Here is a 20,778-nt window from a genome sequence, read left to right as displayed (position 1 = left end):
GTGCCAGCCATTTTCAAGCCGTTTGCGAGACCCTTGACGCTCCGCAACGGCACAACCCTGCTGCAGACTGACACGCGCGGCCCATAGAATCGCGCCGGCATTTCAGTGAGGCGCGCCGCATGCAAAACACCCCGCAAGATCCCCAGCAAGTCAAACTCTCCCCGCTTTCGAGCCTGATCTTCGCCAGCCGCTGGCTGCAGTTGCCGCTCTACCTGGGACTGATCCTGGCGCAGACGGTGTACGTGTTTCACTTCTGGGTCGAACTGGTCCACCTGGTCGAGGCGGCGTTCGGCAACCAGGCGGCACTCGCCAAACTGGTGTCGAGCATCGGCTACAAGAGCGAGGTGCAGGTCTCGGCGCTCAACGAGACCATCATCATGCTGGTCGTGCTGGCCCTGATCGACGTGGTGATGATCTCCAACCTGCTGATCATGGTGATCATCGGCGGCTATGAGACCTTCGTGTCGCGCCTTCGCCTCGAAACCCACCCGGACCTGCCGGAGTGGCTGAGCCACGTCAACGCCTCGGTGCTGAAGGTCAAGCTGGCCACCGCCATCATCGGCATCAGCTCGATCCACCTGCTCAAGACCTTCATCAACGCGGACAACTATTCCGAGAAGGTGCTGCTGTGGCAGACGCTGATCCACATTGCGTTCTTGCTGTCGGCGCTGGCGATTGCCTACACCGACCGGCTGATGTCGCACCCCGCAGGCAAAGACCCGGCCCACTGAAGCCGGCACCAGGATCGACGCCCGCATGTCAGCCCGCGTGGGGGTCGGGCTGGCTAAACTGAGCGGTTCACCTTCGAGTCCCTTTCTCGAACCCCCACCCATCAGCCGTGACTGCCATGACCACCATCGCCCAAGCCGACCTGATTGAAAGCGTCGCCGCTGCGCTGCAATACATCAGCTATTACCACCCGGCTGACTACATCGCCCACCTGGCACGCGCCTACGAGCGCGAAGAGTCGCCTGCGGCCAAGGACGCGATCGCGCAGATCCTGACCAACTCGCGCATGTGTGCCGAGGGCCGCCGCCCGATCTGCCAGGACACCGGCATCGTCAACGTGTTCCTGAAGATCGGCATGGACGTCAAGTGGGAGGGCTTCACCGGCTCGATCGCCGATGCAGTGAACGCCGGCGTGCGCCAGGGCTACCTGAACCCTGACAACGTGCTGCGCGCCTCGGTGCTGGACGACCCGATCTTTGCCCGCAAGAACACCCGGGACAACACGCCCGCCGTGATCCACATGGAAGTGGTGCCGGGCGACAAGGTCGACGTGATCGTGGCGGCCAAGGGCGGCGGCAGCGAGAACAAGTCGAAGATGTACATGCTCAACCCGAACGACAACATCGTCGACTGGGTGCTCAAGACCGTACCGACGATGGGCGCGGGTTGGTGCCCGCCGGGCATGCTGGGCATCGGCGTGGGCGGTACGGCCGAAAAGGCCGTGATGATGGCCAAGGAAGCGTTGATGGAGGACATCGATATGTATGAACTCCTGGAGCGCGGCCCGCAGAACAAGCTTGAGGAAATGCGCATCGAGCTGTACGAGAAGGTCAACGCCTTGGGCATCGGCGCGCAAGGCCTGGGCGGCCTGACCACCGTGCTCGACGTCAAGATCAAGACTTTCGCCACGCACGCGGCCAGCAAGCCGATCGCGATGATCCCGAACTGCGCTGCCACTCGCCACGGCCACTTCGTGCTCGACGGCTCGGGCCCGGCCTACATGGAACCGCCGAGCCTCGACCTGTGGCCGAACGTCCACTGGGCGCCCGACTACAACAAGAGCAAGCGCGTCGACCTGAACACGCTCACCAAGGCCGAAGTCGCCAGCTGGAAGCCGGGCGACACGCTGCTGCTCAACGGCAAGATGCTCACGGGTCGGGATGCCGCGCACAAGCGCATCGCCGACATGCTGGCCAAGGGCGAGACGCTGCCGGTGGACTTCACGAATCGCGTCATCTACTACGTCGGCCCGGTCGACCCGGTGCGCGACGAGGTGGTCGGCCCGGCCGGCCCGACCACCGCGACGCGGATGGACAGCTTCACCCGCATGATGCTGGAGCAGACCGGCCTGATCTCGATGGTCGGCAAGGCCGAGCGCGGCCCGGTGGCGATCCAGGCGATCAAGGACAACCAGTCGGCCTACCTGATGGCGGTCGGCGGCTCGGCCTACCTCGTCTCGAAGGCGATCAAGGCGGCCAAGGTGGTCGGCTTCGCGGATCTCGGCATGGAAGCGATCTACGAGTTCGACGTGGTCGACATGCCCGTCACCGTGGCGGTGGACGCCGGCGGCACCAGCGCCCACATCACCGGCCCCAAAATCTGGCAGGCCAAGATCGGCAAGATCCCGGTGGTGGAAGCCTGAGCAAACCGAGGCTCATGCCGTGCACGATACGCGCTGGGAAGTAGAGTGCATTGAAACGCTCGAAGAGTTGCAAGCTCTCGAGTCCGCATGGCGTGAGCTGCAGAGTCGAAGTATCAAGCCCTCGATATTCTCGACTTTTGACTATATCTGGACGGCCTGGAAAAATTTTCACGGCCCGAAAGACAAGTTGTTGATTCTTCTGGTTCGCAAGAATGGCCATCTGGTGGCAATCGCCCCTTTTAGACTTTCCCGCGAAATCTACCGCTGCATTCCAGTTCGCATCATCGAGTGGCTGGCCATCTGGGAAGGTGACCGCCCCGGCATGCTTTGCGCCGAAGATGCACCTGCATGCTGGAAAAACATCGAACATTTTTTCAGCAGAAAATATACCCACTGGGACCTGCTGCGACTTCATGAGCGCAGCGTCCCCATCGCGGACAACAGCGAACTGAGGCAAGTCAGTTATCTTGAGACAGAACCCAGCAGCATCGGCTTCTATATTCCACTGACAGAGAGTTTTAATGATTATCTTGCCAAGATCAATGGCAGCGTCATTACCAACTGGCGCAAACGCCACCGCAAGATTTTTTCGATGGTGCCACCACCTAGCGTCCACAAGATAAGCCGACCCGATGAAATGGCCTCTGCCGTGGAACGGTTTGTCGCCCTGGAAAAAACGGGCTGGAAAGCTTCTGCCGGCTTGGGCATAGGAAAAGACAAGCGTCACCGAAAATTTTATGCTGAACTGACCTGTGCATTGGCAGAGAACGGTGAAGCCATCTTCTATTTTCTTCGCCAAGGCCATCAGGACATGGCAGGCCTGCTGGTATTCAGGACCGGAGACATCGTCTATTCCCGGCACACGGCTTATTCGCAAGAACACGCACCACTATCGCCTGGCATCGTGCTGCGCTCCGAGTTGATCCGGGAGTTGTGCGGCTCCGAATGGAAGGAACTTGACCTGCTGGGCCTGCAGCCCGCGCTGGGTCGGCAGCGGCACAAGGAAGACTGGGCGCTCGGTCGCAGGAAGACGGAGTTGCAGCTCTTCTTCAGACATGGCGGCAGACTGATCCCCGCCTTGGCTGCAAGACGACTGCGTCACTGGTTACGCGACATCAAAACAGCTCGGCAAGACTGATTCGTACCTCTTGTCACTGAAGCACCGGTCGGGAGACCTTGTGCACGGAACTGAGGCACCCTGCTGGTGCACCCCTCAATCCGGGGATGGTTCTCAAGGGGCGATGCTCATACGCTTCTTCCTAAATCAGCAATTTTGGAAATAAAGCCCTGATTTACCAAATCAGAGCCAGCGCACGGCACAAGACGTAACCATGTCTTCATCCGTGCTTAAGCCAGCAATGAAATCCTTGCCATGACCGGATGCAGTGCGAGTCGAGACAAGAACATCTGTGCCAACAAAACAGAAAACAGGTAGAAAAGTTCACTTGCTAACAATTTCGAACGCAATGACTCATTTTTGCAGTTATCATTTTTTTCATTTTCGGAAATAATTAGTCTGCGGGTGTACAACTTCGCTCCTGACATCCAGAGACCCCGAAAAATAACACGCAGCTGGAGACAGCCATGAACACTGCCTACAAAGTAGAGCCCATGAGCGTCAGAGACCTGTTCTCTGCGCGAATTCTGATACGCGCCTGCTTCCCGAATATTGATGAATACAGCATCAAGCGCGCGCTTTGCCGTGATCGGGCCAATTCGGCCGTCATTCGAATCGATGGAAAGTTGGTCGGAGTTATCAATATGAGACTCCATGACAAGACCACAGAATCCTGGTTGAGTGAGGGCGTGGCCTGGATCAACTCGGTAGCCGTTTCCGAAGACTATCGAGGCAGAGGCATCGGCCGTGCACTCATGCAGTGGGCACGATATTTCTCCGAGAACCATGGCCAATCATCGATTTCGCTATCCGTGCTCAGAGGCAACATGAATGCAGTGCATCTTTACCAGAGCATTGGCTACCGTCTCAGCGCAGATGGAGATCATCAATGCTGGACAATGGCTTTGAGCCAGATGGCGGGTGAGAAGGCAATTCGCTCCAAATTTTCAGGTCTGGCTGGATGGATTCCAGAGCGCCTGCGCTTGATTCCACTGCATTTCATTTACTCGTCACTCGCTCTGTATCAGGACCACTTCCTGTCGCACTCAAGCGTCCTCAAGCAGCACGCACATCACCCGGTCCGATAAAGCTGTTGCTGTGAAAAAGGGTTCTACTGGAAACCCCGCCCCTCAGGCCGGGAACTCATCCAGCATCGAGTCATAGAGCGAAAGCTTTAATTCGTGCGCCAGATTACGCGGCGGCGTCGGGGCACGAGCGCGAGTTTCGGCGGGGCGATCTGAAGTACGCGCAAACTTGCCTTGCGGCACTTGGCGCCGGCCCTGCGCCACAAACTCGGCAAACGCCTGCGCGGTGACAGGCTTGCTGAAGTAATAGCCCTGCATTTCGTGGATACCCAGCTCGCGCACCATGGCGGCCTGTTCTTCGGTCTCCATGCCCTCGGCCACGGTGTGCAGTCCCAGCGACTGCGCCAGCGCGACGATGGCACGGGTGATGGCCAGTGACGACTCGTCCTGGCCCAGGTTCTTGACGAAGGCGCGGTCGACCTTCATCACGTCGATGGGTAGCTGGTGCAGCGTGGCCATCGACGAGTAGCCGGTGCCGAAGTCGTCCAGCGCGATCAGCGCGCCCCAGCGGCGCAGCTCGGCCAGCTGGGCATGGGCGTCGCGGGCATCGCCCACCAGCAGGCTCTCGGTCACTTCGAGTTCGATGAACGATGCCGGAATGTGGTGACGCGTCAGCGCGGCGCGCACGGTCTGCAGCAGGCGCCCCGACTGCAGCTGGCGCGGCGAGACGTTGACCGAGACGCGGTCGACCATCACGCCGCTGCGCCGCCAGGCGGCCATCTGGGCGCAGGCCTGGTCGAGCACATCGGCACCGATGACCTCGATCAGGTCAGACTCTTCAGCCAGCTCGATGAAGCGGCCCGGCATGAGCAGGCCGCGCCGCGGGTGGTTCCAGCGCACCAGCGCTTCGGCGGACACCACGCGGCCGTCTTCGCTGCCGATGCGCGGCTGGTAGTGCAGCACGAACTCGCGCCGCGCCACTGCTTCGCGCATTTCGCCGAGCAGTTCGTTGCGCTCAAGCACCTGGTTGTCGAGCGGCTGCTCGAACATGGCGTAGCGGCCACGGCCGGTGCGCTTGGCCTCGTACATGGCGATGTCGGCGTGGCGCATCAGCTCTTCGCGGCTGCGGCCATGAGCCGCCGCCAGCGCAATGCCGACGCTGCCGCCCAGCACGCGGTCCTGACCGCGCAGGCGGAAAGGCAGGCCCAGGCGGGTGCAGATCTGTTGCGCCACTTCGCAGGCGCGGCTGGCCTTGTCGGCGGGCACGTCGGGCAGGATGACGACAAACTCATCTCCGCCCAGCCGCGCCACCAGCGCATCCGGCGGTGCGCAGCCCTGGATGCGCTCGGCAGCCTGGCGCAGCAGGTCGTCGCCGACCTCGTGGCCGAGGGTGTCGTTGATCTGCTTGAAGCGGTCGAGGTCAATGCACAGCAGCGCCGGCTGTGTGATGTGGCGGGCACCCGCCGGGATGACCAGCATGGCGTCAAGCCGCTCATGCAGGCCGATGCGGTTGTAGAGGCCGGTGAGCGCGTCGTGCACGGCGCGGTAGGCGAGTTCGGTGTCGCGCCGGTGCGCAGCCAGCGCCACGCCGACGCGGTCGCGCAGGTCGCGGGCAATGCGGCGCATGTCGCTGTCGAGTTGGGTCTCGGGGTCCAGGCCAATCAGGATCATGGCTTCGGTTTCGTGGCCGGCGCTCACGGGCAGGCAGACGACACGGTCCACGCCGCCGTCGATACAGCCCAGGCACCAGGGGTGGCGCGCGGCCTGAGCCTGCAGGATCACGCCGTCCTTGACCCAGCCGCAGAAGCGGCGCAGTTGCTCGGGCGTCAGGCGCAGGCTGCGTTGCTGGGCGACCGAGCCGCGGCCCGGGCTGAGCATCTCCAGCAGCACGGGCGACTGCTCCGACTCGCGCCGCACCAGGCTGATGCTGACGCACGGCACACGCGCCTGCAACTCGGTGATGACACGCTCGACCAGGCGATCCACCGGCGCACCTTGCAGGATGTCGCGGTCGATGGCTGCGAGCATTTCCAGCGAGTGGAACTGCGCCTCCAGCCGCTCGGCCATGCTGTTGAAGGCGCGGCCCAGATCGGCAAATTCATCGTCACCCCGGACCTGCACGCGCGCACCAACCTCGCGCCGGGCGATGTGGCGCACGCCGCGCTGCAGCCGCTCCAACGGGCCCAGGATGCGTCGGATGTGCATGAGGCTCAGCAGCGTGGCCAGCAGCAGGGCCGACATGCCCAGGCTCAGCAGCCAGCGTGTGACCGGCACGCCGGCTACGTGGGCGCCGGCGATGCTGCGTTCATCGAGCGTGCCGAGGGCGAGCTGGGTCAGCCCCATCATCAGCACGATGGGCACGCCCGCAGCCACCAGGAAATTCAACAGAATGCGACGCGCCAACGGACTGGCGTGCGGCGACCGACGCTGAGCGCGGCGCTCGGGCGGGGTCGGGGTACCGCTGGTGGTATTGAGGCGCGAGGTCATGCTCGGGCCTCAGGACGCAGCGCGGGGAGAGTGAAAAGGCATGGTGGGGTGCAGACCGTTGTGCATCTCCCTCCTTATCGGCTACCCCGGGCGCCGGCTTGAGGTGGCCAGTGCGTCAATTTTTCACTCTTGGACCCCTGTCGTGGTGGGCGCAGGCGCCGGAGGCGGGGCGAATCGCTTGGTGGTGCCGGTGCCCAGGCCCAACTCCACCTGATGCGACTCCAGCACACCCAGCACCGCCGCGTTGACGTCGGAGACGACCGGCAACTGGCCAACCTCCGGGTCGCCGATCCAGAACTGCACGTTCAGCTCCAGCCCATGCGGGCCGAGTGCGCTGAGGTGCACGGCCGGCGCGGGCTCGCTCAGCACCCGGGGCACTGCTGCCACCACGGCCAGGATGGCCGGGCGCAGCGCGGCCACATCGCTGCCGTAGGCGATGCTGACGGTGGTCTGCAGCAGCAGGCGGCAGTCGGCCAGCGAGAGGTTCTGCACCGTGGTGGTGATGAGCGTCTCGTTGGGCACGATGGCCTCGCGGCCACTGCCGGCGCGGATCACGGTGTAGCGGGTGGTGATGTCGGTGATGCGGCCCTCGAAGTCGCCCACCTTGACCAGGTCGCCGATGCGCATGGAGCGCTCGGCCAGGATCACGAAGCCGCTGATGTAGTTGGCCGCCAGCTTCTGCAGGCCAAAGCCGATGCCCACGCCGAGCGCGCCGCCCAGCACGCCCAGCGCGGTCAGGTCGATGCCCACCGCCGACAGCGCCAGCAGCAGGCCGACGAACATCAGCAAGGCGCGCACCGCGTTGGCGGCAGCCTTGCGCAGCGAGAGCTGGCCGCCGGCGGCGCCTTCGAGCAGGCGCGACTCCAGCGCCGCCGAGATCCACAGCGCGATCACCAGCACGAAGCCCGCCGACAGGCTGCCTTCGAGCAAGGTGCGCAGGCTGACCGGGTGCGCGCCGATCTTCCACTGGATCTGCTCCATCTCGGCCATCAGCACCGGCAGCACGCCGGTCACCCACATCACCACCGCGCCCCAGGCCATCCACGAGATGGTGCGCTCGGCCACCCGCATCAGGCGCGAGGTGGGGAACGCCGCGCTCAGCACGCGCACGCTCAGGCGGATCACGGCCAGCGACATCAGCACCGGCACCGCCAGCTTGAACACCACCGACGTCAGCCCCCAGGCGTGCGTCAGCTGCTGCACCGTGTAGACCAGCGCCAGTGCCAGTGCGGGAAACAGCAGGCCGTCGACGATGTGCTCACCCAGCCAGATCGAGCCGGCCCGCGCCGCCCGGCGGCCCAGCAACCAGACCAGCAGCCAGACCGAGAACAGCAGCGAGGCCAGGGCCGCCAGTTCGAGCAGCGCACGCGGGCGCAGCAGGGCTTGAATCAATTGGTCGAGATCGAGGGGCGTGGGCTGCATCGGGGCAATCAGGCAAGCGGAAGGCTGCGCATCGTAGAGCAAGGCGGTGCGAACGGACGTCGGCCCGTGTCGCGACAATCAGCCGGTGCACACCGACCCTGAGACGCCCTGCCCCGAAGCCTCCGGCCCGATCGACCTGATCTGGCAGGACGAATCGGTCTTGATCGTACGCAAGCCCGCCGGGCTGCCAAGCGTGCCGGGGCGCGGCCCGGCGCTGCAGGACTGCGTGGCGTCGCGCGTGCAGGCGCGTTGGCCCGATGCGCTGACCGTGCACCGGCTGGACATGGCGACCTCGGGCCTGCTGGTGATGGCGCGCGGTCTGGAGGCACAGCGCCGCCTGAGCCAGGCGTTTGCCGAGCGGCGGGTCGACAAGGAGTACACCGCCGTGGTGCACGGCCTGCTGGACGACGACAGCGGCCAGATCGATCTGCCGCTGATCAGCGACTGGCCGAACCGGCCGCGTCAAAGGGTCGATGCCGAGCGCGGCAAGCCCGCGCTGACGCACTGGCGCGTCCTGCAGCGCCATGCAGCCAGCGGCACCACCCGCCTGCTGCTGCAACCTGTGACCGGCCGCACACACCAGTTGCGCGTGCACCTGCTGGCTGCGGGCCACCCGATCGTGGGTGACGCGCTGTACGGCCCGCCGCCACAACCCGACGCGCCCCGGTTGCTGCTGCACGCCAGCGGCATCGGCCTGCCGCATCCGGACGATGGCAACAGGCTGACGTTCAGCGATGCGGCACCGTTCTAGGTGTGAAGGTTCAATAGGTTGTTGCGGGTGTTCACCCGGAGCGGTTTTGAGAGACTGCTGGACAAGTCGTCGCGTCCGGCGCGCGCTCCTCGTGCCATCGGCCCCGGTGTGGCCGCCACCATCGTCGAGTTGCGCCGCAAGCTGTACCCGCAGTCCACCATCGCCTCGTACATGGGCGTGTCCAAGACCACCGTCAGCCGTGTGCTGCGCCGCGCGGGTCTGTCCCGCTTGAGCGACCTGCGCCCCGACGAGCCCGTGCAGCGATACGAGCGAGAAGTGCCGGGCGAGTTGCTGCACATCGACATCAAGAAGCTGGGACGGGTTCGACAAGGTCGGCCATCGCATCACCGGGGATAGAACCCAGCGCGCTCGCAATATCGGGGGGAGCAAGTCTTCGTCGCCGTCGACGACCACAGCCGCATCACCTTTACAGCCGTCTATCCTGACGAGAGGCAGGCCAGTGCAGTGGGCTTCGTGCGCCAGGCGGTGAGCTACTTCGCCCGCCTGGACATTCCCATCCAGCGGGTGCTGACAGATGACGGCCCTGCATTCCATTCGGCCGCCTTCGGCGCCGCGTGCCTGGAGTTGGGCATGGCCCAGAAGTTCACCCGCGCCTACCGTCCGCAGACCAATGGCAAGGCAGAGCGCTTCATCCAGTCCGCGCTGCGCGAGTGGGCTTACGGTCGTGCCTACGAGAACTCCGAACAGCGCCTCCTGGCCCTGCCCATCTGGAACCACTTCTACAACTGGCACCGCCGCCATCACGGCATCGGCTGCATCCCTCCCATGTCCAGGCTCCCCGCTTCACGCAAGAACCTGTTGACACTTCACACCTAGAACGTCCCCGGATACGCGCCACCGTCCAACAGCAGGTTCTGCCCCGTCACATACGCGGCGTGCTGGCTGCAGATGAAGGCGCAGTAGGCGCCGAACTCGCTCGCCTGGCCAAAGCGGCGTGCCGGAATGCCAGCAGCGCGGGCGGCGGCCAGGGCCTCGACGGTCTGGCCGGTCTTGGCGGCGGCGCCGGCAAACGTCACTTTCAGGCGATCGGTGTCGAACGGCCCGGGCAGCAGGTTGTTGATCGTGACATTGCGGCCCGCCAGCGCAGGCTGCCGTGCCAGCCCGGCCACGAATCCCGTCAGCCCGCTGCGGGCGCCGTTGCTCAGGCCGAGCGTATCGATCGGCGCCTTGACCGCGCCCGAGGTGATGTTGACGATGCGCCCGAAGCCGCGCGCGGCCATGCCGTCCACCACCGCCTTGATCAGCTCGATCGGCGTGAGCATGTTGGCGTCCAGCGCCTTGATCCACACGTCACGATCCCAGTCGCGGAAGTCGCCCGGCGGCGGGCCGCCGGCGTTGTTGACGAGGATGTCGACCTGCGGACACGCCGCCAGCGCCGCCGCGCGGCCCTCGGGCGTGGTGATGTCGCCTGCCGCGGTGCGCACCTCGACGCCGGGGTGCGCCAGCCGCAATTCCGCCGCCGCCTGCTCCAGCACCGCCGCGCCGCGTGCGGTGATCACCACGTTGACGCCCTCGGCCGCCAGCGCCTGCGCGCAGCCCAGCCCCAGACCCTTGCTCGCGGCGCACACCAGCGCCCATTTGCCTTCGATTCCCAGATCCATGCTGCAGCAACTCCTGTCGGTTCAATGCTTGTCCGCCAGCGGCGTGCAACTGCGCCGGGCCGCACTGTCGTGCGCCTTGCGCTGCAGTTGCGCCACCACCTCGGGCTGGGCAGCTTGCCACACTTGGCGCTGCACGCGCAGCTGGCGCAGATGCTCGTCCAGCGTCGCCGACTGCAGCCGCACGCCGGGCTCTGGTGCCTCCCGCGCCCCACCTGAAACGCCCAGGACCCGGTCGAGCACCAGATCACCAAAAGCCGGCGTGATGTGGGCCGCGTCGTAGAAATAGCGCATGACGTGCTCGGCATCGGCCGGCAAGGCCTCGCTGCTCAAGGCGTCATAGCCGCTGAAATCCCACAGCGCAAAGGGCGCGGCGCCACGGCGGGCGGCCTCTTCCTCGTTGATGCGCACGACGCGGGCCTTCCAATCTTCCCAGCGATCCCACAACCCGGCCTGGGCGAGCGTTTCCCACTGCCGCGCATGGGCGGGCGAGATGAACAGGCGCAGGTCGATGCGTTCGCGGTGGGCCAGCGCGATCAGCGCACGCACATCGTCCAGCGGCGTGAGGCGCGCGGTGGCCTCGAAATCAAAGCGGCAATGCGGGCGCGGGAAGAAGAAGTCGCGCAGGTAGCGGTCCTCGCTGACCTCGAACATGCGGCGGTTGCCGCCCAGCGCGTGCACGTCGTGCGCATCCCAGAGGCGCTGGCCGCGCACGTGCCAGGCCCGGTGCGAGCCATCGTCCCAGCCCAGCACATCCACCACGCTCGCCTGCGCGGCGGCCAGCGACAGGCGCTGGCGGGCACGGTCGAGCCAGTCCGGATCGATGTTGGCCGCTCCTGACGGCAAGCGCAGCCACGCATTGGCCAGCTCGAAATCCAGGCCCATGACCACCTGGCGCACGCCTCCGGCCTTGACGGCAGCCCGCAGCGTGGCCAGGCTCTCGGCGTAGGGCTGCGCCAGCGTGGCCAGATTGACGGCCGACGCCCGGCCAAACCCGGGGTGATCCGGGCGCAGCGCCAGTTCGGCGCGCGACGTGCCGAGTATCAACACGTCTGGCTGGAGGCGTATCAGGCTCAGGGGTTTGATATCGCGCTGGTTGTAATGGAACAAACCCACAGGCGGTGGCGCGGAAGGATCCGCACGGAAGATGCGAAAGGGATCGACCGCCATATTGAACCCGGCCACCGCCGCCAGCGTGAGTACCGCCGCAGCACCGAAATGAGCCAGAAAGCGCAACATCAAGGCGCCTCAGAACTGAAAGTAGAGAAATTCACTCGCCGATGTCACCGACACCAGGCCGATGGCAAAAAGAAACCCCAATACCCAGCCCTGCGCCGGCGTGCCACGCCAGACCAGCCAGGCCGGCACGCCGCCTTTGGGCAGCGGCGCCGGGCCGGGCGTGCCGCTGATATCCTCCCAGGTCGGCTGCAAGGCCAAAGTCAGTTGCCTCAGATTGGGCAGGCCCCAGACAATCGCCAGCCCCAGCGCAATCAGCGCCAAAGCTCGTCCGGTACCGGTTTCGGTGATGGCCAGTACGCCGTTGAATTGAATCGAGGTGGCCGGATCAAACCAGTGCCGCAGCGACCCCGGCAAAGAAATTCCATGCAATCCGAGTAAACCCTGAAACAAGTTCAAGGCGGCGCTGAAACTCTCGGCCCGAAACAGTACCAAACTGAAAACGACACAGCCGAAAGTGAGAGTCAGGCCGGCCAGATAAGGCATGCGCCATTTCTTGACCGCCTTGCGCCAGGCGTGATTGATCAGCAGCAGACCGCCATGCAGGGCGCCCCAGGCCACAAAGGTCCAACTGGCGCCATGCCAGAGTCCGGCGGCCACCATCGTGATGAACAGGCAGGCGTAGTTGTGCCCCCAGGGCAGGCGCTGCCGCCGCAGGGCCAGGGGCTTGAAGACGTAGTCGCCGAAGAAGCGCGTCATCGTCATGTGCCAGCGCTGCCAGATCTCGATCACGCTGGCGGCCTTGTAGGGCGAATCGAAGTTCATGGGCAGCCGGATGTTGAACATCAGCGACAGGCCGATGGCCATGTCCGAGTAACCCGAGAAATCAAAATACAGCTGCAGGGTATAGGCCAGTGCGCCGATCCAGGATTCGAGCAGCATGGGACTGGCGCCACGCAGCGCCTGCTCGAAAACCGGATTGGCGTGCACGGCCAGGCTGTCGGCAATCAGCAGTTTTTTGACCAGCCCGACCGTGAAGAAACTCAAGCCCACCGCCAGATTCTGGGGATTGACGCGATAGGTGGCGGGCGCCACGAATTGCGGAATCATCGGCTTGTGATGCAACAGCGGCCCGGCCACCAGATGCGGGAAATAGGTCACGAACAGCAGATAGTGAACTGCGCCATGCTCCTTGACCACGCCACGATAGGAATCCACCAGAAACGTGATCTGCGTGAACGTGAAGAAGGATATTCCCACGGGCAGTATCAGGTTCAGCATCGGCACCGACGATCCGGAAACGACGTTGAGGCTTTGCAGGAAGAAATCACTGTATTTGTAATAGCTCAGCAACAGCAGATTGCCGACGATGCCACTCACCAATACGGGCTTGGCCGCCAATTTCCCACTCTGTGCGCGCAGGCGACTGATTTGCGTCCCGCACAGATAATTGAAACACACTGACGTCAGCAGCAGCGGCAGGTAATGAACACTCCACAGGCCATAAAACACCAGAGAGGCCAGTCCCAGCCACAGTGCCGCAGCCTGCGGGTGACGCGCTCCGATGGCAAAGAACCCGATCAGGACCAGCGGCAGAAAAACAAGAATGAACTCGTACGAATTGAAGAGCATGGTCTGGATGGGCTGACCCGGGGGAGCGCGTCACTGCGCCAAGATGTAATCAAGTGCAGCGGGTGCTACGTCACCCCATCAGGGCCTGCCAGGCCGTGGGCGACCAGCAGCGAGTCCAGCCGGCGCCGCCGGCCCGCCCAGTGCAGGGCACGACTGCGCGCCGCCCGGCCGTACATCACTCGCAACGAGGCCGAGTCCATCAACTGCGCAATACCCGCCAGCAGCGCGGCCTGGTCCGGACAGACAAAACCACCCAGGCGATGGATCACCAGCTCACGGCAGGCGGGCGTGTCGGCCACCACGCAGGGCAGGCCCACGGCCATGGCCTGCGCCAGTGGGGCGCCGTCGGCACCGGCTGCATCCGGCGCGACGTAGAGCCAGGCCTGGGCGAGGGCCGCAGCACGCTCGGCCGAGGTGCGGGCCGCCTGCACCCGGACGCCGCCGGCCTCAAGAATGTGGCGCACGGCGTCCGAAGACGGGCCGATCCAGGCAAAGCTCAGCTGGGGCTGCACGCCGGCCAGCAGGGCGGCAATCTGCACGAAGGCCTGCGCGAGCGAGAAGTCCTGCTCGCGGCCGCTGGTGACGATCAGCGGCGTGCGCGCCTCGTCGCGCTCGGTCGAGAAGTAGGCGTCCCGGACGGGCTGGCCCAGCAGCATCGGCCGCTGATCGAGCAGGCTCTGCAGCGGACTGACGTGCTGGGAATGGACCACATAGATCGGCAGGTGCCGGCGCAGCCGCGTTGCCAGGCGCAGGACGACGGCCCAGAGCGTCAGGGCCAAGCGGTGGGGCACGCCGTCAAAGTCGATGCCGGGGTGCAGGAACACCATGGCTTCGAGCTTCAGGTCATGCATGGCGCGGATGCCGCAGCGCGTGGCTGCCAGACCGTGCAGATGCACCGCCAGCACCGGCCCGCCGGCAAAGACCTCGGCCAGTGCGACGTGCGCGCGACGCCGGCGCAGGCCCAGGAGGCCGCGCGCCTCGGCCACCCTCACGCTTACCTGGCGGGGCAGCATCATGCGGGCGAAGTCGGCATCCTCCGCCTGCAGCAGCACCACGGTCTGCGTGACGCCGGCATGAGCCAGCGCCAGCACCGTGGGCCACAAAAGGTGGCTGGCCTGGCTCTGCAGCGGACCGACCAGATGGACGACGTGTTCGGCGTGCGGAGACACCCGGCCCATCAGCGGGCTCCGCTGCCGGCAAAGACCACGCCCAGGGTGCGCCACAGGATGCGCAGGCTCATGCGCAGGCTGCGGGTCTCGACGTAGTGGCGGTCGAGTTCGACCCGCTCTTCATAGGTGGTGTCGTTGCGGCCGCTGACCTGCCACAGGCCGGTCATGCCCGGCCGCACCGACAGGTAGTGCCAGCGCACCAGCCCATAGCGCGGCAGTTCGGCGATGGTGATGGGGCGCGGGCCGATCAGGCTCATCTCGCCGCGCAGCACGTTGAAGAGCTGCGGCAGCTCATCAAGGCTGGTGCGGCGCAGGAAGTTGCCGATGGGCGTGATGCGCGGGTCGCGGGTGAGCTTGCGGTCCTTGGCCCACTCGGCACGTGCCTGCTCGTCGGACGCCAGCAACTCGCGCAGCATGCGGTCGGACTGCAGGTACATGGTGCGGAACTTGAAGCAGCGGAACAGCCGTCCATGCGAGCCGACCCGGTAGTGCCCGAACAGCACGGGCGCGCCATCGCTGCGCCAGATGCAGAACGCGACGGTCAGCAGGATGGGGCTGAACAGCGTGATCAGCAGCAACGCAAAGAGCTGATTGATGTGCATGGACAGGCGATCCATCACCGCGCTGCGGCGGGTCGTCTGGGGGCCACGAAGCCGTGAGGCGCCCGCTAGAAAGGACTGAGCTCCCGGGGTCTGATTCATATCGTCCTTCGGAACGTTCGGGGGTGGGCATGCAGGTAAACAGACTTATCGGCGCCCGTCACGTCATCTGTAAAAAATTTACCCAAACAACACTTCTGTTGCATTATCTTACTTGACATCAGCTAAGCTGATTGGGTCTGTTTCTTTTTGAAGCAGTTCGAGCGCTTCACCAAAGCGCAACACTTTGGCGCCGAAAGTGATGTAGTGCCTGAATTTCACATTCGGAATGCCTCAAGTGAACATCTTGAAGCGCCGATATCTCCAATTAACCAAGCCATGTTTGGTTTAAATCAAAACGAAGTCCACACCTTATTGGTGTCAATCTTTCAGAACCGTCCTCGCACATGACCTTTTCGCAATATCTGCGCAGCTTGCGGGCCCGTTGGCTTGGGGCGGTTTCCGTCGTTTCGCTGGCCCTGGGGGTGGCGGTGGTGCTGAGCCTGGTGTTGCCAAAGCAATACACCTCGACGGCGACGGTGCTGATCGACATCAAGTCGCAAGACCCGCTGAACCCGGCCGGCTTCATGGCCCAGCAGGCCAGCGCCTATATGTCGACCCAGCTGGACGTGATCCAGAGCGAGCGCGTGGTCAAGCGCGTCATCGCCGAGCAGTTCATGGTCGGACCGGCCGCCGCCATCTGGCGGGCCAAGTGGCAGGAGGCCACCCAGGGCGTGGGCGACTTCGAGTCCTGGCTGGGCGAGCAGGTGCTGCGCAAGCTGGAGATCCGGCCCACGCGGGAGTCCGGCGTCATCAACATCGCCTACACCGCACCGGGGCGTGACCAGGCCGCGCAGATCGCCAACGCCTTCATGCAGGCCTACATCGACACCTCGCTGGAATTGCGGGTGCAGCCCGCGCAAAGCTCCGACCGCTTCTTCGAGGAACGCAACACGCAGCTGCGCAATGAACTCGACCTGGCCCAGCAACGGCTGTCGGCGTTCCAGCGCGAGAACGCGCTGGTGGCCATGAACCCGGACGAGCGGCTCGACATCGAGACCACCCGGCTCAACGAGCTGTCGTCGCAACTGGTCAGCCTGCAGGCGCTGGGCGGCGAGTCCGGCAGCCGGCAGACGCAGGCGCGCAACAACATCGAGCAGGCGCCCGAGGTGCTGAGCAGCCCCATCGTCACCAGCCTGAGCGCCGACCTGTCGCGCCAGGAAACCCGCCTCAGCGAGATGAGCACGCGCCTGGGCGACCAGCACCCGGCCATCCAGGAACTGCGTGCCAACGTCAAGCAGCTGCGCAACCAGATCGCCACCGAGTCGCGTCGCATCGCCGCCAGCCTGGGCGTGAGCAATGCGGTCAACCAGTCACGCATCGCCCAGACGCGCGCCGCACTGGAAGCCCAGCGCCTGAAGGTGGCCGAGCACAAGCTGCTGCGCGACCAGGCCCAGCTGCTGCAGCGCGACGTGGTCAGCGCGCAGCGCAACTACGACGTGATTGCGGTGCGCGCCAACCAGGCCGACCTGGAAAGCCGCAGCCGCCTGAGCAACATCGCCGTGCTGAAGAAGGCCGCACCGTCGGCCCTGCCATCGTCGCCGCGCCTGGGTTTCAACCTGGGTCTGGCCGCCGTGCTGGGCGGGGCGCTGGCGCTGGTGTGGAGCTTGTGGCGCGAGCTGCAGGACCGCCGCCTGCGCGACGCGGAAGACCTGGGGCCCCTGCTTGATCTGCCACTGCTGGTCGAGATTCCGCGCATGAGCCGGCCCTCCGGACACGCGCTCGGCCGCTGGCTGGGCAAGACCGCGCCCGCCACGCCGGGAGCGCCTCGATGAACCGCCCGCCCTGCCCTTCTGACTTTGCACTGCGAGTTCAGCCGTGAAACGCGATCTGGATATTGACAAGAACATGGCCCCCAACGACCGGTCCGACCGAAAGCGCGCCAGCACGGAGGTGGTGCAGCCGATCGGCGAAATCATCCGCAGCGTGCGCACGCTGTCCGACACGGACGTGGAGCACATCCTCACGGTGCAGAACGACCGCGGCCTGCGCTTCGGCGAGGCGGCCGTGGCGCTGTCGCTGGTGTCGCAGGCCGATGTGCTGTGGGCGCTGGCGCAGCAGTTCGACTACCCCTACAGCCAGAACAATGGCGGTCCGAACCACACCGACCTGATCCTGGCGAGCGACCCCTACTGCCCGCAGGCCGAGGCCATCCGTGACCTGCGCAGCCAGCTGATGGAGCGGCTGGGCCGCAGCGGCCACCCGATCGCGCTGGTCAGCCCCGACGCGGGTGACGGCCGCAGCTTCCTGGCCGCCAACCTGGCCGTGGCCTTCAGCCAGCTGGGCGAGCGCACGATCCTGGTCGACGCCAACCTGCGCCAGCCGCGCCTGCACCAGCTGTTCAGCCTGCCCGAGCAGGAAGGCCTGTCGGCCGTGCTGGCCGGGCGCCGGGTGGAGCGGCCGCGCCCCATCGTCGGCTTGCCTAACCTGATGGTGTTGCAGGTGGGCACGCCGCCGCCCAATCCGCTGGAGCTGATCGAGCGCCCGCCGTTCGCGCGCGTGCTGGCCGAACTCAGCCGCGGCTTCGATCGCGTCATCGTCGACACACCGGCCTCCGGGCTGTGTGCCGATGCGCGCGTGATCGCCGCCACCTGCGGCTGCGCCGTGCTGGTCGGGCGCAAGAACCGCAGCCGCCAGGCCGATCTGCAGCGCCTGGCCGCCAGCCTCAAGCGGTCGCGGGTCGAGGTGGCGGGCGTCGTCATCCACAACCACTGAAACCCGCCGTGATCCCTGTGATCCGCCTGCCCCGACTGAAACTGGCGACGCTCGGCAAGCTCGGCGAGCTGGCGCTCACCAACGTCGCCACCTTCGCCTTCCCGCTGGTCTTTGCGGTGGTGTGTGGCCGCACGCTGGGGCTCAACGACTACGGCGTGCTGTCGTTCTACACCGCGCTGGCGGCCTTCATCGGCATGTTCATCGAGTTCGGGCTGGACTGGCACGGCATCCGAGAGGTCGCGCAGCGGCGCGACGACAAGCTGCACTGCAGCAAGGTGCTGTGGCACGTCACGGCCGCCAAGATCGGCCTGCTCGGGCTGGCCGTGCTGGTGGCCGGTGCGGGCCTGTGCGCCGCGCGCGGCGTGGCCGAGTGGCCGATGATGATCGGCTCGGCCGCCTACCTGGTGGGCTTCGCGCTCGATGTGTCCTGGTTTCTGCGCGCCACCGAACACACCCGGCTGCTGCTGGCCATCACCACCGGCGCGCGGCTGTTCGGCATTGCCTGCCTGCTGCTGCTGATGTCGCAGCAGGCCAGCATCGAGCGGGCGCTGTGGGTCTACGCCATCGTCTCGATGGTGACCAGCGGCCTGGCCTGGGCCAGCCTGCTGCGCCTGCGCCTGATGCAGCGCGTGGCCATCGAGCAGCCGCGCGTGCTGGAACTGCTGCGGCGCAGCTGGACCATCCTGCTGGGCAACATGAACGGTGCGCTGCTGACCAACGGCGGCGTGGCGCTGCTGGGCTTCATCGCCGACCCGGCCACCGTGGGCGCCGCCGGGCTGGCCCTGCGCGTGCGCTCGGTCGGGCAGGCGATGCTGCTGCCGATCCAGCAACTGGGCTTTGTGCGCATCTCGGGCCTGGCCAGGGATCGACCGGCCGAGGCCGTTGCCGTGGGTCGCCGCCTGCTGTGGGTGACCTTGCCGGCGGCGCTGCTGATCACCGGCGGCATGCTCTGGCTGGCGCCCGAGATCAGCCGCTTCGTGTTCACGGAAGAGGTGCCGCTGGCCACCCTGATGATGATGCTGCTGGCGCTGAGCCTGCCCATCCAGGCCGTGGGCAACCTCTACGGACTGCAGAGCCTGATCGCCTTCGGCAAGGAACGCGTCTACGCGGCCGTGCAGATGCTGGCGTCGCTGGCCTTCGGGCTGGTGGTGCTGGCCCACACCAGCGATGCCTATGGCTGGGCCGTGCTGGCGGCCGAGACCGTGGTGATGCTGGTGTCGGGCTGGCAACTCGTGCGTGTCACGCAGCGACTGAAGCCATGAGTGCGCGCGCAGCCTCTACTTCCGCAGCAGACACCGCCCACGCCATGCCGTGGTGGTGCTCGCCGGCGGGCATCTCGCTGGGCTTTCTGCTGCCGCTGATGTTCCTGATCGCCTACGCCGGCCAGGGTCAATCGCCCGCGCTGACGATCCGCGGCGTGCGCTTCCTGGACCTGAACTACCTGATGCTGGGCGGCGCCATGATGCTGGTGGTGGCATTGGGCGGCTGGTTCGGCGCGCAGTTGCACGCGCCTGTGGCACCCCGTGCGCGCACCGGGAATGAAGCAGTCGCACAAGCGCGCGGCTGGGACCGCGCCGCCTTCACGCTGGGCAGCATCGCGCTGCTGGCGTTCGTGATCTGGTTCCGGGATTTCCTGCTCAACCCGCCGCTGCTGCTGAGCATCCTGACCGGCGCCTACACGCCCGACCGCAACGACATCACGCTGACGCCGGGCCTGACCTCGCTGGCCAACTTCACGCCCGCCTTCTTCTCGATCTACGCCATGCGCGCGTTTGGCGACAACAACAGCATCAACAACAACGACAGCCAGCCCACCCGGGCGCTGCACGCGCTGGCGATTGCGCTGGGGCTGTTCACGCTGTTCCGGGTCTATGCGTGGTCGGAGCGGCTGGCGCTGATCGAGTCGACCATTCCGTTCGCCATGGTGGCCGGGCGGCGCATGTGCCGGCAGACGGGCGCGGGCTGGGCGCTGGCGCGGGGGGTCGGACCTTATGGCGCGATCCCGCTGCTGATCCTGTTTTTTGGCCTGTCCGAGTACGCCCGCTCCTGGAGTGCGGGTGATTACAAGAACCAGTTCGGCTTCTGGGAATTCGCCATCGGGCGCTTCGCGAGCTACTACTACACCTCGCTCAACAACGGCGCCGGCCTGCTGGCCACCACGTCGTGGCCGACCTTTCAGTTCGAGTACACGCTGGAGTGGCTGCACAACGCGCCGTTCGGGCTGGGCCGGCCGTTCTCGGAGGCGGTCGGCTTCAAGGGCGGCAGCTTCCTGATCTACCTGACGACCTTCGAGGACATCGAGTTCAACAGCCCCTCGGGCGTGTTCGCGGTCATCTCCGACCTGGGCATCGCGGGCGCCGTGGCCTACACCTTCTTGACCTCATTCCTGGCAGGGCTGGCGTTCCGGGCGTTCCGGGAAGGCCGGCTCATCGGCGTGCTGATGTACCCGATGTTCTTCATCACCTTCATGGAGATCTACCGCTACCCCTACCTGAGCCAACCGCGCGCCTTTACCTGGGTGCTCGGCATGGGACTGGCCCTCGTGCTGGCCCGAACCGGCGCCACCGTGCCGCTGAAACATCAAGGAGTGTGAACA

At 65.5% G+C, this 20,778-nt stretch carries 16 protein-coding genes and 1 pseudogene; 10 read left to right on the top strand and 7 right to left on the bottom strand.

From position 1 onward, the window contains the following. The first annotated feature begins 119 nt into the window (after positions 1-119). The 4 genes from AC5IG3_RS08400 to AC5IG3_RS08385 all read left to right on the top strand — a co-directional run bounded on the left by AC5IG3_RS08400 (position 120) and on the right by AC5IG3_RS08385 (position 4,576). Positions 120-731 carry a TIGR00645 family protein gene (locus AC5IG3_RS08400; RefSeq protein ID WP_491905837.1) on the top strand — a complete coding sequence of 204 codons (612 nt, stop codon included), beginning with the start codon at positions 120-122 and terminating at the stop codon, positions 729-731. A gap of 116 nt (positions 732-847) precedes the next feature. After that, positions 848-2,371, top strand: a complete 1,524-nt coding sequence (locus tag AC5IG3_RS08395; RefSeq protein ID WP_491905836.1) for a fumarate hydratase — start codon at positions 848-850, stop codon at positions 2,369-2,371. A 19-nt stretch (positions 2,372-2,390) separates the two neighbouring features. After that, on the top strand, positions 2,391-3,509 hold the full coding sequence (locus AC5IG3_RS08390; protein ID WP_491905835.1) for a GNAT family N-acetyltransferase: 1,119 nt from the start codon (positions 2,391-2,393) through the stop codon (positions 3,507-3,509). A 446-nt stretch (positions 3,510-3,955) separates the two neighbouring features. Beyond that, positions 3,956-4,576: a GNAT family N-acetyltransferase gene (locus tag AC5IG3_RS08385; RefSeq protein ID WP_491905834.1), complete on the top strand. Its 621-nt coding sequence runs from the start codon at positions 3,956-3,958 to the stop codon at positions 4,574-4,576. Positions 4,577-4,618: 42 nt separating this feature from the next. On the opposite strand, the gene AC5IG3_RS08380 is transcribed toward AC5IG3_RS08385, so the two are convergent. Continuing rightward, positions 4,619-7,000 (bottom strand): putative bifunctional diguanylate cyclase/phosphodiesterase, encoded by a 2,382-nt coding sequence (locus AC5IG3_RS08380; protein ID WP_491905833.1) that lies wholly within the window; start codon positions 6,998-7,000, stop codon positions 4,619-4,621. 123 nt (positions 7,001-7,123) lie between these two features. Continuing rightward, on the bottom strand, positions 7,124-8,422 hold the full coding sequence (locus tag AC5IG3_RS08375; protein WP_491905832.1) for a mechanosensitive ion channel family protein: 1,299 nt from the start codon (positions 8,420-8,422) through the stop codon (positions 7,124-7,126). An 85-nt stretch (positions 8,423-8,507) separates the two neighbouring features. On the opposite strand from AC5IG3_RS08375, the gene AC5IG3_RS08370 reads away from it, so the two are divergent. Together AC5IG3_RS08370 and AC5IG3_RS08365 are read left to right on the top strand one after the other, a co-directional pair. After that, positions 8,508-9,173 carry an RluA family pseudouridine synthase gene (locus AC5IG3_RS08370; RefSeq protein WP_491905831.1) on the top strand — a complete coding sequence of 222 codons (666 nt, stop codon included), beginning with the start codon at positions 8,508-8,510 and terminating at the stop codon, positions 9,171-9,173. Positions 9,174-9,203: 30 nt separating this feature from the next. Continuing rightward, positions 9,204-10,010: pseudogene (locus AC5IG3_RS08365) on the top strand (IS481 family transposase); the annotation flags it as partial. Here the strand turns inward: AC5IG3_RS08365 and AC5IG3_RS08360 are convergent. The 5 genes from AC5IG3_RS08360 to AC5IG3_RS08340 form a co-directional block, all read right to left on the bottom strand. Beyond that, on the bottom strand, positions 10,007-10,795 hold the full coding sequence (locus AC5IG3_RS08360) for an SDR family oxidoreductase (protein ID WP_491905830.1): 789 nt from the start codon (positions 10,793-10,795) through the stop codon (positions 10,007-10,009). The pseudogene AC5IG3_RS08365 and the gene AC5IG3_RS08360 overlap by 4 nt on opposite strands. A gap of 21 nt (positions 10,796-10,816) precedes the next feature. Then, positions 10,817-12,031: a hypothetical protein gene (locus AC5IG3_RS08355; protein WP_491905829.1), complete on the bottom strand. Its 1,215-nt coding sequence runs from the start codon at positions 12,029-12,031 to the stop codon at positions 10,817-10,819. Between the two features lie 9 nt (positions 12,032-12,040). Next, a complete protein-coding gene (locus AC5IG3_RS08350) occupies positions 12,041-13,600 on the bottom strand; it encodes an MBOAT family O-acyltransferase (protein WP_491905828.1) in 1,560 nt (519 codons plus the stop codon). Between the two features lie 65 nt (positions 13,601-13,665). Then, entirely contained in the window at positions 13,666-14,778 is a 1,113-nt protein-coding gene (locus AC5IG3_RS08345) for a glycosyltransferase (RefSeq protein ID WP_491905827.1), read from the bottom strand. Beyond that, positions 14,778-15,371 carry a sugar transferase gene (locus AC5IG3_RS08340; protein ID WP_491905826.1) on the bottom strand — a complete coding sequence of 198 codons (594 nt, stop codon included), beginning with the start codon at positions 15,369-15,371 and terminating at the stop codon, positions 14,778-14,780. The genes AC5IG3_RS08345 and AC5IG3_RS08340 overlap by 1 nt, the downstream gene beginning before the upstream one ends. A 443-nt stretch (positions 15,372-15,814) precedes the next feature. Here AC5IG3_RS08340 and AC5IG3_RS08335 point away from each other — a divergent pair, with 443 nt between their 5' ends. Genes AC5IG3_RS08335 through AC5IG3_RS08320 form a run of 4 tightly spaced genes read left to right on the top strand, consistent with a single transcriptional unit; the run spans position 15,815 to position 20,775 of the window. Next, complete coding sequence (locus tag AC5IG3_RS08335) at positions 15,815-17,242, top strand: Wzz/FepE/Etk N-terminal domain-containing protein (protein ID WP_491905825.1); 1,428 nt, start codon at positions 15,815-15,817, stop codon at positions 17,240-17,242. A 43-nt stretch (positions 17,243-17,285) separates the two neighbouring features. Continuing rightward, entirely contained in the window at positions 17,286-18,182 is an 897-nt protein-coding gene (locus tag AC5IG3_RS08330; protein WP_491905824.1) for a polysaccharide biosynthesis tyrosine autokinase, read from the top strand. Positions 18,183-18,190: 8 nt separating this feature from the next. Next, entirely contained in the window at positions 18,191-19,444 is a 1,254-nt protein-coding gene (locus tag AC5IG3_RS08325) for an oligosaccharide flippase family protein (RefSeq protein WP_491905823.1), read from the top strand. Continuing rightward, positions 19,441-20,775 carry a hypothetical protein gene (locus AC5IG3_RS08320; RefSeq protein WP_491905822.1) on the top strand — a complete coding sequence of 445 codons (1,335 nt, stop codon included), beginning with the start codon at positions 19,441-19,443 and terminating at the stop codon, positions 20,773-20,775. The genes AC5IG3_RS08325 and AC5IG3_RS08320 overlap by 4 nt, the downstream gene beginning before the upstream one ends. Positions 20,776-20,778 lie beyond the last annotated feature (3 nt).

This window comes from Leptothrix sp. (in: b-proteobacteria), from assembly GCF_965250675.1.
GTDB lineage: Bacteria > Pseudomonadota > Gammaproteobacteria > Burkholderiales > Burkholderiaceae_C > Sphaerotilus.
Note: the sequence above shows the minus strand (reverse complement) of the source record. Positions and strands in the feature narration are given on the sequence as shown.

Bases quoted from the DNA above. Each gene is read 5' to 3' on its own strand.
- AC5IG3_RS08350 (WP_491905828.1), bottom strand. From the start codon at position 13,600: ATGCTCTTCAATTCGTACGAGTTCATTCTTGTTTTTCTGCCGCTGGTC.
- AC5IG3_RS08360 (WP_491905830.1), bottom strand. From the start codon at position 10,795: ATGGATCTGGGAATCGAAGGCAAATGGGCGCTGGTGTGCGCCGCGAGC.
- AC5IG3_RS08375 (WP_491905832.1), bottom strand. From the start codon at position 8,422: ATGCAGCCCACGCCCCTCGATCTCGACCAATTGATTCAAGCCCTGCTG.
- AC5IG3_RS08335 (WP_491905825.1), top strand. From the start codon at position 15,815: ATGACCTTTTCGCAATATCTGCGCAGCTTGCGGGCCCGTTGGCTTGGG.
- AC5IG3_RS08320 (WP_491905822.1), top strand. From the start codon at position 19,441: ATGAGTGCGCGCGCAGCCTCTACTTCCGCAGCAGACACCGCCCACGCC.
- AC5IG3_RS08395 (WP_491905836.1), top strand. From the start codon at position 848: ATGACCACCATCGCCCAAGCCGACCTGATTGAAAGCGTCGCCGCTGCG.
- AC5IG3_RS08380 (WP_491905833.1), bottom strand. From the start codon at position 7,000: ATGACCTCGCGCCTCAATACCACCAGCGGTACCCCGACCCCGCCCGAG.
- AC5IG3_RS08345 (WP_491905827.1), bottom strand. From the start codon at position 14,778: ATGGGCCGGGTGTCTCCGCACGCCGAACACGTCGTCCATCTGGTCGGT.
- AC5IG3_RS08340 (WP_491905826.1), bottom strand. From the start codon at position 15,371: ATGCACATCAATCAGCTCTTTGCGTTGCTGCTGATCACGCTGTTCAGC.
- AC5IG3_RS08355 (WP_491905829.1), bottom strand. From the start codon at position 12,031: ATGTTGCGCTTTCTGGCTCATTTCGGTGCTGCGGCGGTACTCACGCTG.
- AC5IG3_RS08400 (WP_491905837.1), top strand. From the start codon at position 120: ATGCAAAACACCCCGCAAGATCCCCAGCAAGTCAAACTCTCCCCGCTT.
- AC5IG3_RS08385 (WP_491905834.1), top strand. From the start codon at position 3,956: ATGAACACTGCCTACAAAGTAGAGCCCATGAGCGTCAGAGACCTGTTC.